The organism is Streptococcus sp. A23 (assembly GCF_043674155.1).
GTDB classification, from domain to species: domain Bacteria; phylum Bacillota; class Bacilli; order Lactobacillales; family Streptococcaceae; genus Streptococcus; species Streptococcus suis_V.
Genome location: NZ_JBIMJP010000008.1, coordinates 57,596 through 72,891, shown reverse-complemented (window position 1 = coordinate 72,891; position 15,296 = coordinate 57,596). Strand labels below are relative to the sequence as shown.

Annotated in this window: 20 protein-coding genes and 2 pseudogenes; all 22 read right to left on the bottom strand. The window is 42.5% G+C overall.

The annotated features are described in order from the left end of the window. Positions 1–35: 35 nt before the first annotated feature. Positions 36–1,097 carry an aminotransferase class I/II-fold pyridoxal phosphate-dependent enzyme gene (locus ACHBIE_RS06090; protein WP_394732958.1) on the bottom strand — a complete coding sequence of 354 codons (1,062 nt, stop codon included), beginning with the start codon at positions 1,095–1,097 and terminating at the stop codon, positions 36–38. A gap of 67 nt (positions 1,098–1,164) precedes the next feature. After that, positions 1,165–1,428: a type II toxin-antitoxin system RelE/ParE family toxin gene (locus tag ACHBIE_RS06085; protein WP_394732957.1), complete on the bottom strand. Its 264-nt coding sequence runs from the start codon at positions 1,426–1,428 to the stop codon at positions 1,165–1,167. Continuing rightward, entirely contained in the window at positions 1,425–1,640 is a 216-nt protein-coding gene (relB, locus tag ACHBIE_RS06080) for a type II toxin-antitoxin system RelB family antitoxin (protein ID WP_105111980.1), read from the bottom strand. The genes ACHBIE_RS06085 and relB overlap by 4 nt, the downstream gene beginning before the upstream one ends. Before the next feature lie 148 nt (positions 1,641–1,788). Then, positions 1,789–1,968 carry a hypothetical protein gene (locus ACHBIE_RS06075; protein WP_394732955.1) on the bottom strand — a complete coding sequence of 60 codons (180 nt, stop codon included), beginning with the start codon at positions 1,966–1,968 and terminating at the stop codon, positions 1,789–1,791. 39 nt (positions 1,969–2,007) lie between these two features. After that, positions 2,008–2,748, bottom strand: a pseudogene (locus tag ACHBIE_RS06070) (IS30 family transposase). Between the two features lie 215 nt (positions 2,749–2,963). Then, the gene (locus ACHBIE_RS06065; protein ID WP_394732954.1) at positions 2,964–3,986 is read right to left on the bottom strand and encodes a branched-chain amino acid aminotransferase; all 1,023 of its coding nucleotides are present in this window, start codon (positions 3,984–3,986) and stop codon (positions 2,964–2,966) included. A gap of 227 nt (positions 3,987–4,213) precedes the next feature. Continuing rightward, a complete protein-coding gene (gene trmD / locus ACHBIE_RS06060) occupies positions 4,214–4,942 on the bottom strand; it encodes a tRNA (guanosine(37)-N1)-methyltransferase TrmD (protein WP_394731939.1) in 729 nt (242 codons plus the stop codon). Next, positions 4,932–5,450 carry a ribosome maturation factor RimM gene (rimM, locus tag ACHBIE_RS06055; RefSeq protein ID WP_394732952.1) on the bottom strand — a complete coding sequence of 173 codons (519 nt, stop codon included), beginning with the start codon at positions 5,448–5,450 and terminating at the stop codon, positions 4,932–4,934. Before rimM ends, trmD begins: the two co-directional genes overlap by 11 nt. Before the next feature lie 540 nt (positions 5,451–5,990). Then, positions 5,991–7,760, bottom strand: a complete 1,770-nt coding sequence (locus ACHBIE_RS06050) for an ABC transporter ATP-binding protein (RefSeq protein ID WP_394732951.1) — start codon at positions 7,758–7,760, stop codon at positions 5,991–5,993. Positions 7,761–7,769: 9 nt separating this feature from the next. Further along, complete coding sequence (locus ACHBIE_RS06045) at positions 7,770–9,509, bottom strand: ABC transporter ATP-binding protein (RefSeq protein WP_394732949.1); 1,740 nt, start codon at positions 9,507–9,509, stop codon at positions 7,770–7,772. 59 nt (positions 9,510–9,568) lie between these two features. Further along, the gene (locus tag ACHBIE_RS06040; protein ID WP_105137825.1) at positions 9,569–9,811 is read right to left on the bottom strand and encodes a KH domain-containing protein; all 243 of its coding nucleotides are present in this window, start codon (positions 9,809–9,811) and stop codon (positions 9,569–9,571) included. Between the two features lie 21 nt (positions 9,812–9,832). Beyond that, complete coding sequence (gene rpsP / locus ACHBIE_RS06035) at positions 9,833–10,105, bottom strand: 30S ribosomal protein S16 (RefSeq protein WP_105137824.1); 273 nt, start codon at positions 10,103–10,105, stop codon at positions 9,833–9,835. 136 nt (positions 10,106–10,241) lie between these two features. Next, complete coding sequence (locus ACHBIE_RS06030; RefSeq protein WP_318830343.1) at positions 10,242–10,538, bottom strand: DUF4298 domain-containing protein; 297 nt, start codon at positions 10,536–10,538, stop codon at positions 10,242–10,244. Positions 10,539–10,549: 11 nt separating this feature from the next. After that, a complete protein-coding gene (gene pcp, locus ACHBIE_RS06025; protein ID WP_105137823.1) occupies positions 10,550–11,197 on the bottom strand; it encodes a pyroglutamyl-peptidase I in 648 nt (215 codons plus the stop codon). Continuing rightward, complete coding sequence (locus ACHBIE_RS06020) at positions 11,194–11,961, bottom strand: class I SAM-dependent methyltransferase (protein WP_394732947.1); 768 nt, start codon at positions 11,959–11,961, stop codon at positions 11,194–11,196. The genes pcp and ACHBIE_RS06020 overlap by 4 nt, the downstream gene beginning before the upstream one ends. Positions 11,962–12,016: 55 nt before the next feature. Then, a pseudogene (locus ACHBIE_RS06015) lies at positions 12,017–12,328 on the bottom strand (DUF6572 domain-containing protein); the annotation flags it as partial. Between the two features lie 10 nt (positions 12,329–12,338). Continuing rightward, positions 12,339–12,584 carry a hypothetical protein gene (locus ACHBIE_RS06010; RefSeq protein WP_394732946.1) on the bottom strand — a complete coding sequence of 82 codons (246 nt, stop codon included), beginning with the start codon at positions 12,582–12,584 and terminating at the stop codon, positions 12,339–12,341. 85 nt (positions 12,585–12,669) lie between these two features. After that, complete coding sequence (locus ACHBIE_RS06005) at positions 12,670–12,825, bottom strand: hypothetical protein (protein ID WP_394732944.1); 156 nt, start codon at positions 12,823–12,825, stop codon at positions 12,670–12,672. Positions 12,826–12,923: 98 nt separating this feature from the next. Next, positions 12,924–13,223: an ABC transporter gene (locus ACHBIE_RS06000; protein WP_174852991.1), complete on the bottom strand. Its 300-nt coding sequence runs from the start codon at positions 13,221–13,223 to the stop codon at positions 12,924–12,926. 38 nt (positions 13,224–13,261) lie between these two features. After that, entirely contained in the window at positions 13,262–13,522 is a 261-nt protein-coding gene (locus tag ACHBIE_RS05995) for a hypothetical protein (protein WP_394732943.1), read from the bottom strand. Positions 13,523–13,755: 233 nt separating this feature from the next. Then, complete coding sequence (locus ACHBIE_RS05990; protein WP_170238971.1) at positions 13,756–14,397, bottom strand: Imm59 family immunity protein; 642 nt, start codon at positions 14,395–14,397, stop codon at positions 13,756–13,758. Beyond that, a complete protein-coding gene (locus ACHBIE_RS05985) occupies positions 14,394–15,296 on the bottom strand; it encodes a glycohydrolase toxin TNT-related protein (protein WP_105137818.1) in 903 nt (300 codons plus the stop codon). The genes ACHBIE_RS05990 and ACHBIE_RS05985 overlap by 4 nt, the downstream gene beginning before the upstream one ends.

Sequence of the window (15,296 nt, the reverse complement as noted above, 5' to 3'; positions counted from 1 at the left end):
ATTCTTTCAAAAAATATCTAAAAACAGCAGGAAATTTAAATTCCTGCCACTTCTTTTATCATTTTCTTCATTGTATCCATTTCTTCTGGTCGTCCAATAGCCATACGAATGTGATTGGCAAGGACGCCTTGGGAATAATATTTGAAATTCCAGTCTTTGGTAAGGGCAAATTCGTACAAATCCTTGCTCCAAGGCGCAGAAAAGGTCACAAAATTCGCTTGGCTAGGTAAAACACGGCAATCAGGAATGGCCTGCAAGAATTCGATAAACGCAGTGCGTATAGCTTTCAGCTCTGCTATTTTTTCAACAACCAAATCCCTATGAGCTAAGGCTAGTGTGCCAATTTTCGCCGTGACATTGGACAAACTATAGGGCGGAATAATCTTGTCCAGCTCAACAATCAGTTGCTCCTGAGCCACCGCAAATCCGAGCCGGATGCCAGCTAGTCCAAAGGCCTTGGACAGGGTGCGCAGGACAATCAGATTGTCATACTGGTTGATTTTCTCTATAAAACTACTGCTATCCGCAAACTCGATATAGGCCTCATCAATGACGACCAGACCATCGAATTGGGCGATAATTTTCTCGACTTGGACTGAATCAAAAGCGACTGAAGAGGGATTGTTAGGATTGGAAAACATGATCATCTTGGCCTTGACTGATTTGGCATAGGCCAGCAAATCATCCGCCTTGAGAACAAAGGTTTGCTTGTCTTGTGGCAGGTCGTAAGAGACAAACCGACTGCCATGTATCTGATTGTAGACCTCGTACATAAAAAAGTCTGGATTGATGGTCAAAAAGACCTCATCGCGCTTGAGGGCGCCGATAATAATCATATGCACCAGAAAATCCGACCCGACTCCTGCTGTCACTTGTTGGGACTGGACACCGAGATAATTGGCATAGATTTCAATTAATTCTGCGTAGCGATTGTCACCGTAAAAGGACAATTCACCCGCTTTCAATTGCTCCAAACTTTCCTCCAACAAAAAAGTCCAGTCAATCAGGCGGTTTTCATTGTCGCCCAGATTGTGAATTGCCTGCCCCGGTAATTTATAGGGTTCTAAATCTTGTAAATCATCTCTAAATACTGTCATGCTTGCTCCTAAATTTGTTTTGGGTTGATTGGTTTGAAGTCAAGAAAAACATCCTTTGACTCGGATGCTAATAACTATCTCTGCGGTGACCGATGGCGAACACTTCAATGACAATTTCATCATCGTAAATATTTGCCAAAATCCGATAATTTCCTACACGATAACGCCATGCTCCTGAACGATTAGCTGTCAATCCCTTGCCATGTAGACGTGGATTGTCGGTATGTGCAATGTTATTATCAATCCAAGTCAAGATTGATTTTCGAGTAAAAGCATCTAATTTCTTCAGTTGTTTTACGGCCTTTGAAGTATAGGTTAACTTATAGGTCATAGCCCAAACTCCGCCATTAACTCCTCATGCGAAATGCGAACTCCGTCATCCTCTGCCATAGCCTGACGAAGAACAGCCAAATCATATTCATCCTCGATACGTTCCAACATAGCCTGCCGCGCAAACTCTGAAATCGTCAGCCCATGCAACTGGATATAGTTCTTAATCAGTTTAGAATCCTCATCGTTAATCCGTAACGTCATAGTAGTCATCACCCGACCTCCTTTATAATACATTGTATTCAAAATAGGATAGAAAGTCAAGAAAAGCATGGCCCTGAGATATTTCATCTATAAAAAGAGTAACCATTCTTAGCTTGTGGGCTACCCAAAATCATTGAAATCTGTCTCCCAGTGGTACCTACGCCGTTAAAGGCAATAATCTTAGCAGGGGCTTCTGGATTTCTAAACGTGTCCAAATGCAGGCGATGCCCTTATAGTCCCACCATTCTTCCACTGGCTGATAGGTATCTGTAAACTGGTAATCTGCTGGTAACTTCTTCATGATTTCTTTCCAAGTTGTTTGCTTTTGGTATGTCATATTATTTTCCTCTTATTCGTTTTTATATTTCCCAATTTGTCAAATTAAGCTAGACTTTTTCAATAAACTCAGAAAAACTTGGTAGGGTGTTTGATAATTCAAAGACTTTCTAGGAATTCTATTCCTTTTATCAGCTATAGCTGATAAAAACTGCTGAGAAATATCGGCAAAGTCCATCTGTTTAGGCAATCCGTTTCGTCTTAGTAAACCATTCGAGTATTCATTGAGACCTCGTTGACTGGGACAACCTAGATCGGCAAAGAAAATATCGATATCATGTCCATTCGAAATAGACTTCCAATTGGAAAACTCTTTCCCATAATCAAAAGTAATCGACTTAAAGAGATGACTGGGGAATTGAGACAGTCATTGATTGATGGCTTCCTCAATATCACTTGCTTTTCGTCCCTTAGTTTTCAGTGTAAAGATGGCTTTTGAGAGGCATTCTACTAAGGTAATGACCGCACTTTTATGTTTCTCGCCAACAATGGTATTTCCTTATAGGTGTCCGAACTCTGTATAAAAATCAAGATAGAGTTCAGCTCTTTCACGTAAATCTCTGCGAAAGGCTCGTTTTTCTCCGACCACAGCGTTTCTTATTGGCTTTGTAGTGTTCATAATAGTCGTAGGCAGAACGTCCATTTTTGAGAAAGTTGATAACATGATTGACGGTCTGCTTTGATCTTCCAAGAGCCTTCATAATATCTGTAACTTTTGTACCTTCTTGGTAATAAGCTTCTATCATTACGAGTTCATTTGTGGTTCATGGGTATAGGTCATTTATGTTAGTTCCTTTCAGACAAATGTGGTAGTTTATCTGAGCCTAATATAGATGGCTTTTTCTGTCTTGCTTAATTTTACAAATTGAGATACCATAAATATTCAAAATGCAAAGAGTATCTTGCTTAAAAAAAAAAAAAAAAAAAGCATTTTGGTGCCTAAAAAATAAAATACCCTACCTCTGCACATAAACATGCAAAAATAGAGTATTATTTTTATTCCACTTCAACAATCCAGCCTGCAGGTGCTTCAACGTCACCGAATTGGATTCCTGTTAATTCTTCATAGAGCTTACGAGTAACAGGTCCTACCTCAGTCTCACTGTAGAAGACATGGAATTTATCGCCATGCTGCACTCCGCCGATTGGAGAGATAACAGCTGCTGTTCCGCAGGCACCAGCTTCAATAAACTGGTCTAATTCTTCGACAAGGACTTCACGTTCCACAGCCTTCATTCCCAGACGATGCTCTGCCAGATAGAGGAGAGAATATTTGGTAATGGAAGGTAGAATTGAAGGCGAAACTGGGGTGACAAATTCATTGTCCGCCGTAATACCGAAGAAATTGGCTGATCCCACTTCTTCAATCTTAGTGTGGGTCGCAGGGTCAAGGTAAATGACATCTGAGAAGCCTTGTTTTTTGGCATATTGGCCAGGCAGGAGGGAAGCTGCATAGTTACCACCAACCTTGGCTGCCCCTGTACCATTTGGTGCCGCGCGGTCGTACTTGTCCTGAATGAGGAAGTTGGTCGGCGCCAATCCACCCTTGAAGTAAGCACCAACTGGCATCGCGAATACAGTGAAGATATACTCATCAGCTGGCTTAACACCGATGATATCCCCCACACCGATAAGGAGAGGTCGAAGGTAGAGGGTACCTCCCGTGCCGTAAGGTGGCACATAGTCGGCATTGGCTTTTACGACCTGCTTACAAGCCTCGACAAAGAGTTCCGTTGGTACGGGCTCCATGAGAAGGCGGTCAGCAGTGCGTTGCAAACGCTCCGCATTTTGGTCGGGACGGAAGAGCTGGAGCTTTCCTTCCTTGGTGCGATAAGCTTTTAGCCCTTCAAAAGCTTGTTGGCCGTAATGGAGGGCTGGAGAACTTTCTGAAATGTGCAAATTTGCATCATCTGTCAACTCTCCCTCGCTCCATTGGCCATCTTTAAAATGCGCAATAAAACGGTAGGGTAATTTCATATAGGAAAAGCCTAGATTTTCCCAATCAAGATTTACAGTCATAGTGTTCACTCCTTGTTAGAAGCTGGATTTACAGCTCAACGCCTCTAACGAAGGTTGGTTTTCTGCCACTCAGCCTTCGTTTTCTTGAGACACGGTCAAAGTTCCAGCAAAATTACTGGATACAGCTCCTTATTTTTTACTATTCTACTACTTTTGATGATGAATTTCAAGAAAAATTCAGAAAATTTTGTCAATCTAATAAAAAAGAAAAGGAACAAGGATTGTCCCTAATCTTCTGGTGATACTTCTGCTTTGATTTTCTGGAAAATATCTTCCTCTTCTGCCGTCATGTCATATTTCTCTAACAAGTCAGGACGACGCTCATAAGTCTTGCGTAGGCTTTGCTCCAAGCGCCATTTCCGGATATTTTCATGGTGACCACTCATAAGCACATCTGGGACGACCATGCCACGGTATTCATAAGGGCGCGTGTACTGGGGGTATTCCAACAAACCAGATGAAAAACTGTCATCCGTGTGGCTAGCTTCCTTGCCAATCACCTCTGGAATCAAGCGCACCGTCGCATCAATCATGGTCATGGCAGCCAGCTCGCCACCAGTCAATACATAATCACCAAGAGAAATCTCGTCTGTCACCAAGGTCTTAATCCGCTCATCGTAGCCTTCATAGTGACCACAGATGAAAATCAACTGCTCCTCCTGAGCCAATTCCTCAGCGTAAGCTTGATTAAAAGTCCGACCGGCTGGGTCCAGCAAAATCACGCGCGGATTGGTTTGGTGAATGGCATCCATAGTGTCAAAAATCGGTTGAGCCCGCAAGAGCATACCTTGACCACCACCGTAGGGCTCATCATCCACATGGCGTGACTTCTCTGCCTTTTCACGGAAATTATGATAATTGATTTCAAGCAACCCCTTGTCCCGCGCCTTGCCGACAATAGAATGTTCCAGTGGTGCAAACATTTCTGGAAAGAGAGTCAAAATATCAATCTTCATCATCCAGCCCCTCGAGCAATTCTACATCGACGCGCTTGTTGTCAATGTCAATATTAAGAACAACTGGCGGAATATAAGGCAAAAGCAAATCTTTCTTGCCTTTTCGTTTGACCACCCAAACATCATTGGCACCCGGTTGCAGGATTTCCTTGATTTGTCCAATGAACTGGTCATTTTCATAGACATCCAGCCCGATGATTTCATGGTAGTAAAACTCGCCTTCGTCCAAGTCTGTCAGATTTTCCTCCGCAATCTTGAGGCTAAAGCCCTTGTATTTCTCAATGTCGTTGATATGATAGAGCCCTCTGAACTTGATAATATCGAAGTTCTTGGCCTTGCGGTGGGAGGCAATTTCCGCTTCCATGACAAACTGATCCTTGTCATCAAAAAGCGCCAAGACTGCGCCTTTTTTAAAACGTTCCTCAGCGAAGTCCGTCACAGACAGGACTCGCATTTCTCCTTGCAAGCCTTGGGTATTGACAATTTTTCCTACGTTAAAATAATTCATGTGTTCTCCGTTTGTTTTTCTATTCATCTATTTTAACATGGGAGCAGAGATTTCTCAAGGGATTGAAAAAGCCGGCTAGCGCCGACTTATCTTGGGAGAATCTCCTCAATATCTTTCTTGGTTTTGACCATTTTTCATAGGGTAATTCCAGGTAGGTTGCTCCTTTGGATTTGTAGAGGTAGGCGTTTTTACCGCTGGGCAAAAATTCCAAAAAGTAGAACTTATCTACCTGCGGGGGCGTCCTGCTTGCTAGGATTATCAAAGAAATAGGGGCGAATATATGTCACATCTGAATGAAGACGCGCAACGTCCTTTCCTTCTAGAACAGCAATTTGCTGACAGTCTTCGTTTCGGATAACAATTCTGTCCGCCTCTGAAAGGTCGATGCTTGTCTTTCGAAAGCCCAGATAGACAGCCAGGATGATGAGCGATAGGATTGTTAAAACCAGTTGAGATTAATTCATGTACTCATACTCCCTGTTATTTCTAGTATTAGCATAACAAATCTAGCCAATTTCGGAAAATATCACTGTGAAAACCTTACTGACTGCTGCTAAACTGGCTTTGATAGAGATTATAGTAGAATCCTTCCTGGGCTAGCAAGCTTTCATGATTGCCCTGTTCAATGATTTGGCCGTCTTTGAGGACCAGAATCTTATCCGCCTCTTGAATGGTTGACAGTCGATGGGCGATGACAAAACTGGTTCTGCCCTGCATGAGCCGTTTCATAGCCTTCTGAATCAGCAATTCCAAGCGGGTATCAACGGATGAGGTCGCCTCATCAAGAATGAGAATGGAGGGATCAGCTAGCAAGGCACGCGCAATGGTCAAAAGCTGTTTCTGCCCCTGCGAAATATTGCTGGATTCCTGGTTCATCTCCATATTATAACCGCCAGGTAGGGTACGGATAAAGTGGTCCACATTGGCAATCTTGGCTGCCTCAACAATTTCCTCATCAGTGGCATCTAGACGACCAAAACGAAGGTTTTCCTTGATAGTTCCTTCATAAAGCCAGGCATCCTGCAGAACCATACCAAATTGACTACGGTAGGACTGGCGTGATAATTGACGAATATCGTGACCGTCGACCTTAATGGTTCCAGATGTTACATCGTAAAATCGCATCAGCAGGTTAATGAGTGTAGTTTTTCCGGCACCCGTTGGTCCAACGATGGCCACCATTTCACCTGGCTTGACTTCCAGATTGAAATTGCGAATGAGAGGCTTGTCCTCAGAATAGCCAAATTCAACATTTTCAAAGCTGACTTGGCCGGTCAGATTGTCTGTTAAGGCTTGCTCATTGGCGTTGACCTCATCCACCTCATCTAGGACTGAAAAAATGCGCTCCAGGGAAGATTTAGCAGACTGCAACTGGGGAGCTAGCTGGGTCAGGGTTTGCACCGGCTGAGAAATTTGGAAGACATATTGGACGAAGGCCTGCAAATTACCAACTGTCAGACGCCCCGCCAAAACCTGGAGACCAGCCAAGAGGGCAATGATAACATAGGTCAGGTTTGACAAGCCCTGAACCACCGGCATCATCATGCCAGAGGTAAAGCTAGCCTTGAAACCAACCTCCTGCAGGTCCGTAGTAATTTGGCGAAATTCAAGTTTAGACTGCTCTTCCCGTCCGTAGAGTTTCAAAACATGGAAACCGGTCAGATTTTCCTGGATAAAGCCATTGAGGCGACCCAGGATAGCAGCCTGTTCCTTGAAATAAGGCTGGGAGCGCTTGATGATATAGCTGGAACTAAAGTAAGTCAGGGGTACCAAGAGCAGAACGACCAAGGCCAGGGAAACATTGAGGTAGAAGGTCATGCCAATCGCAAAGGTCAAAATCAAGGCCGCATTGACAATTTGCAGGAAACTCTGCTGTAGGGCATTGGAAACCGTCTCAACGTCATTGGTAAAGCGGCTCAGGAGGTCACCATACTGCTCCTTGTCAAAATAGGAAACCGGGATTCGATTGATTTTTTGACTCAAGTCCTGGCGCATATCACGGACAGCATGTTGAACACCCTTGGTCATGAAATAGTTAGAAAAATAAGCTCCAACTTCGTACATGAGGGCACGGAAGGCGTAAATTGCTAGGAGGGTTGCGACATAAGGCACGTTGATACCGGCTCCTTCAACACCCTTGGCCATATCCAATAAGTTTGCTGTTAGTTCGGTGATAACCATACCCAGCACCAGGGGCTCTAAGGTATTCATAATGGCACTGAGAATCTTCATAAGGATAGCAATAATGATAGAGCTTTTGTAGGTCCGCAAATAGGTCCAAACACGCTTAAAAACATTTGTATTCTTCATATCACCCTCCTATTCTTCTTCTGTCAAGGACTGACGATTGAGTTGAGAATTGGCAATTTCACGGTAGAATTCATTGCTTTCCATTAACTCATCGTGCTTACCACGACCGACAATTTCCCCTTCGTTGAGGACAATAATCTGGTCCGCATCCATAATGGTTCCCACACGCTGGGCAACGATAAGGACAGTCGCATTTTCCGTCACTTCCTTGAGGCGCTTGCGTAAAATCGCATCTGTCCGATAGTCCAAGGCAGAGAAGGAATCATCAAAGATATAGATTTCTGGTTCCTTGACAATGGCACGTGCGATAGACAGTCGCTGTTTTTGCCCGCCAGACAGATTGCTACCGCCTTCTGCCAAATGGGTCTCAAACCGGTCTTCCTTGCTTTCGATAAAATCCTTGGCCTGAGCCACATCAGCCGCCGCATCCAGCTCCGTCATGCTGGCATCCAGCTTTCCATACTTGAGGTTTTCGGCGATTGTTCCGGTAAATAGCAGAGCTTTCTGCGGAATAAAGCCAATCTTGCTGCGGAGGGCTTTCAAATTGTAGCGTCTAACATCCACACCATCTACCAAGATCCGGCCCAGGGTCACATCGAAAAATCGCGGAATGAGCTGGACCAGAGTAGACTTACCAGAACCCGTTGAGCCAATAAAGGCAATGGTCTGACCAGGTTCTGCCTTAAAGGAGATATTGTGGAGAACAGGCGACTCGGTCTCACCTGGATAGGCAAAGGTCACATTGGCAAATTCCAGGTAACCGCGGGTTTCTGTCTCTGTAATCCCGTCTTCATTTTTAGAAATCGAAATCGGCATGTCCAGAACTTCCTGAATCCGCTTGGCTGAAACTGCTGTCCGGGGATACATGGTAAAGAGATTGGCAAAGAGCAAGAAGGAGAAAAGGGCATGAAAACCATACTCAATAAAGGCAACCAGGTCACCGATTTGCAAGCTACCTTCTTTGAGCGGAGCGAGGGCAAACCAGACAATGGCCACAATCATGGCAATAATGATTTGTACAAAAAGTGGCTCCGTCAAACCTGTCAAAATGAAGAGTTTCTTAGAAATGCCGGTGTAATCCTCGTTGACCTGCTCAAATCGTTCTTCTTGAAATTCTTCGCGCGCAAAAGCCCGGATGACCCGCAACCCCATGAGATTTTCACGGACGTACTGGTTAATCGTATCCAACTTTTGCTGCTGCATTTCAGACAAAGGACGGGTCTTGATGGCCACATAATAGACGACCCAGACCAAGAAAGGCATAGCCACTGCTACTGTCCAAGCCAGTCCAGGACTGGTCACCAGGGTCATGATGACCGAGGCAATCATCATCATAGGCGTGATAACACCCAGTCGCAGAACCTGCTCCGCAAACTGCATGAGGACAAAGGCATCATTGGTAATCCGTGTCACAAGCGAAGAAACACCAATCTGCTCGTATTCATGATGGGAATAATCTTGGATTTTTTCATACAAATCATTGCGGATATCCTTGACAATATTGGTCGTCAACTGTCCAGCAGCATAGGCCAAAAGGACACGACCGACAATACCCAACACAACGATTATCAACATCATCCAAGCCCAGAAATAGACTTGGTCAGGATTATTTTGCGTGAGCCCCTGGTCAATCATCCGAGCCAAGAAGGTTGGCAAACCAAGGTTGACCGCTACGAACAAAATTCCGGCAAACAGGTCTAATATCAACCATTTTGGATAGTGTTTCAGATAGTTCCAAATAAGTTTCATAATTCCCTTTCTAGTTTTTTATCTTGAAGTAAGTAAAAAGCCACCAAATGGTGACCTTCTTATTCTTTCTCGTCAATCACTAAACGAACTTTTTTACCACTTGTTGGGACAGAATAGACAATCGTACGAATTGCAGAAATCGTTCGTCCTTTTCTACCGATAACACGGCCAATATCCGATTGTTCCAAATCCAAATGATATTCCAAAAATTCAGGTGTATCAACGATTTTAATCGTCAAGCTGTCAGGCTGTGAAATCAAGGGTTTCACAATCGCAATAATGAGATTTTCAATCATGTCCATAAGTAGTCTCGCTTACTGTTCTTATTTAGAGAATTTTGATTCGTGGAATTTCTTCATAACGCCAGCGTTAGAAAGAAGGGCACGAACTGTGTCAGATGGTTGTGCACCTTTTGCCAACCACTCAAGTACACGCTCTTCTTTAAGAGTTACTGAGTTTTCAGCCACAAGTGGGTTGTAAGTACCAACTGTTTCGATGAAACGACCATCGCGTGGAGCGCGTGAGTCTGCAACGTTAATACGGTAGAAAGGTTTCTTTTTAGAACCCATACGAGTCAAACGGATTTTTACTGCCATTTTTTATCTTCTCTTTTCTTATATGTTTTTTGGTTGGTGAAATAGCAGAGCTATTTAGCACATGTTCTATTATAACACACTTTCATCTGGTGTCAAGAAAAAAACTTGACACTTTTTAAAAATTTTATTGCCATTTTTATTGCTCAAGCAGATCTGCTAGTTCTCTCAGTTGACTTGCTAAATTCGAGCGGTCAAAAAGCAAATTATAGACTCCATCTTCACTCAATACACCACAAGGAATACCATCAAAATAACCCTTATTGGATAAATCAAGATCTTCCATATAGGTCTGGCTTTGATAATAATCTAGCAACCGTAAATAACTTGATTGTGCCTGATTGAGTTGGGTAACACTATCAGCAAGGGACTTGTTCATCTCCAGATGCATATTAAATATTTTTTCCATCTCCTCGACACGTTTCCTAGCTTCCATACAATCCTCCATCAATGTGTCGTACCTCCAACGTTCTTCACATCCTCTTTGTCTTTAAATGCAACTATTGCTCCAATGGCTGCTTCAACTCCTCTAACAATATCGGCTAGAGACATAGAGGCAAAGCCTGGTTTGTCAAGAACCTGTTCCGGTAGAAACGGAATATGAAGAAAACCAGCCTTAGTCTTTGGAAATTGTTTATCAGCTAAGTAGAGAGCTTGGTACATGAGATGGTTGCAGACAAAGGTCCCTGCGGTATTAGAAACAGAGGCTGGAAGTCCTGCTGCACGAATGGCTTCAACCATTGCTTTGATGGGTAAGGTTGAAAAATAAGCAGGTTGCCCATCTTCACGAATCATAGTGTCAATTGGTTGTTGTCCTAAATTATCTGGAATGCGAGCATCGTCTTGATTAATGGCAACACGCTCTGGTGTTAATTCCGTCCTTCCACCAGCCTGTCCAATACATAGCACAATATCTGGTGCATACTTAGCCATAGCTTCTTCAAGAACACTTGCAGCTTGATAAAAAACAGTTGGAATCTCCTCAAGAAGAATCTCTGCGCCTGCAATCTGCTTTGGTAAAGATTTAATGACCTCCAGTGCAGGATTGATAGACTCACCTCCAAATGGATCAAAGCCTGTTACTAATATTTTCATTCAATCTCCTCCAAAATAATTTCTCCGTAGTGAAATTTTTGATTGGATCTGATATGGCGTCTAAAACCTAATTTTTCAAATGACTGATCTCTAAAATGTGCCTTAATAATAATTTTTCTTCTAGCCACTCGTTTGGCTTCGACCAAAATTTCTTCAGAAAGAGCTGAGTAATTGGCAAAGGGTTTTAGTCCATCAAGATTATCCGATTCCGTAATCTCCTGCGAAAACATGGGGTCCAGGTAAATGACATCAACTGATAGATCGGCCAGATCTTTCAAATAAGTCAAACTGTCCGTCCAAATCGTCTGAATAGACCGCATGGCTTGATTAACCGCTTCATTGCCACTATCAAACTCTTTCAGACCTCGGCTCACCATAAAATGAATAAGCAGAGAACTCTCCAAGGCTGTCACCTGATGTCCCGCACTAGCTAGGACAATACTATCAGAAGCCAGCCCCATGGTACAGTCCAGGACGGTTTGTTTATTAGGTCCGAGCAATTCCAAAAGCGGATCTCTTCCAGATTTGATACGCAAGATAGCTGTGTCAGGGTGGAAAAAGAAGCGTTGTCCATTTATTTCTTCCAAAACTAGATGACCCTGATATACCACAAGCACCGCGTCAGCTTCTGTTTTTGCTAGGATGGACTGGACTGACCTCTTACGACGGTCTTGATAGTCTAAACTTAGAAGCGTTGCTATTTTCTGAGCCCTTAAAACCAAGGTCTGATTCATCCGAAGACTTGTTGTGACGATTGTTTTCATAAGTCTATTGTACCAGAAATACTGAAAATGTAGTCTTCATTTTGTAGAAATGACTCTACTCTGGCACAACAACCTTCAAACGAATATCTGTCGGCTGTAGTACTTTTTGAACTTGCACAAGGAAAGCAAGACCATTATCTGATGGGGCATACTGGAAAGTCAGGTTGATAACTTTTTCTGTAAAGTCATCCCCGTAGCTGTCCACATACTGCTTGCTTTCGATAAAGTGAATGTAGTTGTTCAGCTTTTCTTGGAGTTTGAGCAAGTGGTCTTGCTCAGTGTCAGGGAGCCACTCGTTCCCATCTGCCAATAATAGTTCCAGATGGCCGTCCACAACACCGATAGAGTCGATGGTTGCTGTATTCAAATCATAGAAATTATTTTTTTTCGGGTATGATTTCATCAAACACAAGCGTCATAGCTGATTCCGACGTTCTTTGTTGGGCTTCAACAATAATCTTTCTTTTCTCGACATTGGTGAGTTTTTGATTATTACTCTCATAAACCATTGTAGAGGTATAAACATAGAATTTCCTACCTGTTAATAATTCTCCATCAGCAGTAACTATCATCCCATCATCTAATACAAATTTAATTTTTGAATTTGTTCCTGTAATTTCCATTTTTATTGACCTCTTTCAAATATTACTGTTTCTAAACCAGTCTTAGGATCAATTGTTGTAATTTTAGTTACCTTTGGATTGTTTTTTAATCTTGGCAACTCAATATTTCCCAAATATTTCCTTCTCGTAACTCACTACCCACAACGGCTCTAACTTCCCCAGTTACTTGCTCTGCATAAACATCTGATGCTCTTTCCCAAGCAACAATGGTAGATGTATCTTCTATATTCCAATCTTTCATAATTATATTGGTATCTTCAATTGTTGACTCCAGTGTAAGACCACCTCGACTTTTAGCAATATCTTTTGCGACATCAAGCCCTAAGTTATTATTTGATACTAATCCAATAGTAGATAGTCCGAAATCACCGTTTTCAAAGTATTAAGTTGTTCATTAATCTGTTTTCTTGACTCAAAATCATTTGTCCAATAATTTATATCAGAAAGACCTCCTCTTGGCGGAAACAATTGATTATAGATAGTCATTCTTTGTCTTGTAGTCAGCTTAGGAACAGAATTTTCTCTTAATTCCTGCTCTAGATGTTTTAAATAATCTACTTGAACTTGTAAACCATTTATTTTAAACTTTTCAATTAAATAAATAAGTCCATTAATTGCATCAATTACTTCTTCTATCATAAAATTTGTACCTCTTAATACATTAAACCTTGAGAATACTATGGATTGATATACCATGAATCCAAAACTTCAACCCCCTCAATATTCCATGGCGAGTCAATAAAAAGAAGGGCAGCACCTCCTGTCATAACCGTTCCTGCTGCTAGGGCAACGGCCGCCAAAATTTTGAGACCAGTATCAACCAAGCCTAAGGCTTCCTTGTTCTCCTCCTGCCAAGTGCTATTTTTGATTTGACTATAGTCCGACTCCAGAGTCGGATAGAACTCCTGAACCACCTCCGCATCACTCTTTGACTCCAACTCTTTGATTTGTTTATCCGTTAGTTGGTCGGTCTGCGGGGTGGTTAATAGCAGAGCTACTCAACTTGTTTCAAAATGGATGCGAGAGATAACAACTCCAATTTCATTCCCACTCCTAGGCTCCGCTTTAAACCAAGTCTAGCCTAGCTTCTTATGTATCAATGAAGAATATTTCTACCCTCCCATTATACCAAAAAATCCAGACAAGGTAATCCTGTCTGGACTCAGAAACTCTACTCTGGCACAACAACCTTCAAACGAATATCTGTTGGCTGTAGTACTTTTTGAACTTGCACAAGGAAAGCAAGACCGTTATCTGACGGAGCATACTGGAAAGTAAGATTGATAACTTTTTCTGTAAAGTCATCCCCGTAGCTGTCCACATACTGCTTGCTTTCGATGAAGTGAATGTAGTTGTTCAACTTTTCTTGGAGTTTGAGAAGATGGTCTTGTTCATCTTTGACAAACCAATGATTAGGATCTGCAAGAAGCAACTCTAAAGCACCATCCACAACTCCTATTGCATCGATAGTATCGGTAACCAATTGGATAGCGTACTTATCCCAAAGGGGAGACGGGTAGTAAGAAAATCCTCGTTGCTCTACATCATGTCTTGAAGCTCGAATTTCTAACTCTATTTGTTTAATAAATTCTTCTTTAGCTAACTCGAAATTATCAAATACCCCCGGATTTCCATCAAGACTACCTCGCTCCCCACTAGTCTGAATCAAAAACTTACCATCTTTTTCAAATAGATGTATCGCAAACGGAACACGATTAGTTGTATCAAAGAGAACCACACGAATTGTTTCCCAGCCTCTTTCGTCAATAATTTTTTGTATTGCAGCTTTTTCTGCTGAAAATTTATCTATCATGGCAATATCTCCCTCACAAGACCTAAATCAATGTAAAATTGCAAGGCTCCCCCGAATTGAATCTGAGTTCCTCCACCTGTTCCAAATACTGTATCAATAGTCCCGATGTAGTTACTCGCAAGATTGGACAATTCCTTTCTTCTTCTAGCAAGTTGAGTATCAAACTCTATTTTACTAGAACCAGGTAGATTATCATACGCTTTCTGTATATTTTCCATTGTAATATCTGTTGTAATTTCATATTGGTGGTATTCCTGATAACTTTCAGGATAAGGCAATCCCCTAGTATCGTACTCAAGAACGACTCCATCCTTCACAGGACTAGTAAATGCGCCATATGGACTACCAAAGCGGTCAATTACCTCACCCGCCCTTAAAACGGCTTCTGTCTTATCAGCACTGCCATCGGCTTTAAGTACAAATCCATCCTCATTTGGCCAATTAATGGTTCCGTCTGCTTTCAAATAATCCAGCGACCTAACAGGAACGGAGTTCCCGTTAAAGTCTGTTGATTTAGACAGATAGGCAGTTTCCCCATTTTCTAAGGTGATTACCTCAAATTTATTGCCATTCCCATCTAAGCTATAGTTTGAAGTCCACTGCGACACGACATCAATCCGTGTGCCCTTAGGTATCTCAACACCGCCGACAAAGTCACCCTTGCCTGCTCCGACAATGGTGCCGCCGTACTTGGACAGGTCTTCCAAGAGGTTCTGACGGCTGATTTTCAGACCATTCTGGGCAGTTGTGTATTCCTGAATGCGGATATTTCCTGCCTCATCAAAGCCAATCGCATCCACTCGGATTTTCTGCTCCACGCCATCAACCGTCATCTTGATCGTGATGTTATTCTCGACCTTGCTGGCGATTTTACCAAACTCGACCGTTTGTATGTCCAC

Excerpts from the sequence above, each read along its gene's own strand:
- ACHBIE_RS06010 (WP_394732946.1), bottom strand. The coding sequence starts at position 12,584 with ATGGAAATTACAGGAACAAATTCAAAAATTAAATTTGTATTAGATGAT.
- ACHBIE_RS06020 (WP_394732947.1), bottom strand. The coding sequence starts at position 11,961 with ATGAAAACAATCGTCACAACAAGTCTTCGGATGAATCAGACCTTGGTT.
- ACHBIE_RS06090 (WP_394732958.1), bottom strand. The coding sequence starts at position 1,097 with ATGACAGTATTTAGAGATGATTTACAAGATTTAGAACCCTATAAATTA.
- ACHBIE_RS06030 (WP_318830343.1), bottom strand. The coding sequence starts at position 10,538 with ATGGAAGCTAGGAAACGTGTCGAGGAGATGGAAAAAATATTTAATATG.
- relB (WP_105111980.1), bottom strand. The coding sequence starts at position 1,640 with ATGACTACTATGACGTTACGGATTAACGATGAGGATTCTAAACTGATT.
- ACHBIE_RS06000 (WP_174852991.1), bottom strand. The coding sequence starts at position 13,223 with ATGATAGAAGAAGTAATTGATGCAATTAATGGACTTATTTATTTAATT.
- trmD (WP_394731939.1), bottom strand. The coding sequence starts at position 4,942 with ATGAAGATTGATATTTTGACTCTCTTTCCAGAAATGTTTGCACCACTG.
- ACHBIE_RS06005 (WP_394732944.1), bottom strand. The coding sequence starts at position 12,825 with ATGAAAGATTGGAATATAGAAGATACATCTACCATTGTTGCTTGGGAA.
- ACHBIE_RS06045 (WP_394732949.1), bottom strand. The coding sequence starts at position 9,509 with ATGAAACTTATTTGGAACTATCTGAAACACTATCCAAAATGGTTGATA.
- rpsP (WP_105137824.1), bottom strand. The coding sequence starts at position 10,105 with ATGGCAGTAAAAATCCGTTTGACTCGTATGGGTTCTAAAAAGAAACCT.
- ACHBIE_RS06075 (WP_394732955.1), bottom strand. The coding sequence starts at position 1,968 with ATGACATACCAAAAGCAAACAACTTGGAAAGAAATCATGAAGAAGTTA.
- ACHBIE_RS05990 (WP_170238971.1), bottom strand. The coding sequence starts at position 14,397 with ATGATAGATAAATTTTCAGCAGAAAAAGCTGCAATACAAAAAATTATT.
- ACHBIE_RS06085 (WP_394732957.1), bottom strand. The coding sequence starts at position 1,428 with ATGACCTATAAGTTAACCTATACTTCAAAGGCCGTAAAACAACTGAAG.
- ACHBIE_RS06040 (WP_105137825.1), bottom strand. The coding sequence starts at position 9,811 with ATGGACATGATTGAAAATCTCATTATTGCGATTGTGAAACCCTTGATT.
- ACHBIE_RS06050 (WP_394732951.1), bottom strand. The coding sequence starts at position 7,760 with ATGAAGAATACAAATGTTTTTAAGCGTGTTTGGACCTATTTGCGGACC.
- rimM (WP_394732952.1), bottom strand. The coding sequence starts at position 5,450 with ATGAATTATTTTAACGTAGGAAAAATTGTCAATACCCAAGGCTTGCAA.
- ACHBIE_RS06065 (WP_394732954.1), bottom strand. The coding sequence starts at position 3,986 with ATGACTGTAAATCTTGATTGGGAAAATCTAGGCTTTTCCTATATGAAA.
- pcp (WP_105137823.1), bottom strand. The coding sequence starts at position 11,197 with ATGAAAATATTAGTAACAGGCTTTGATCCATTTGGAGGTGAGTCTATC.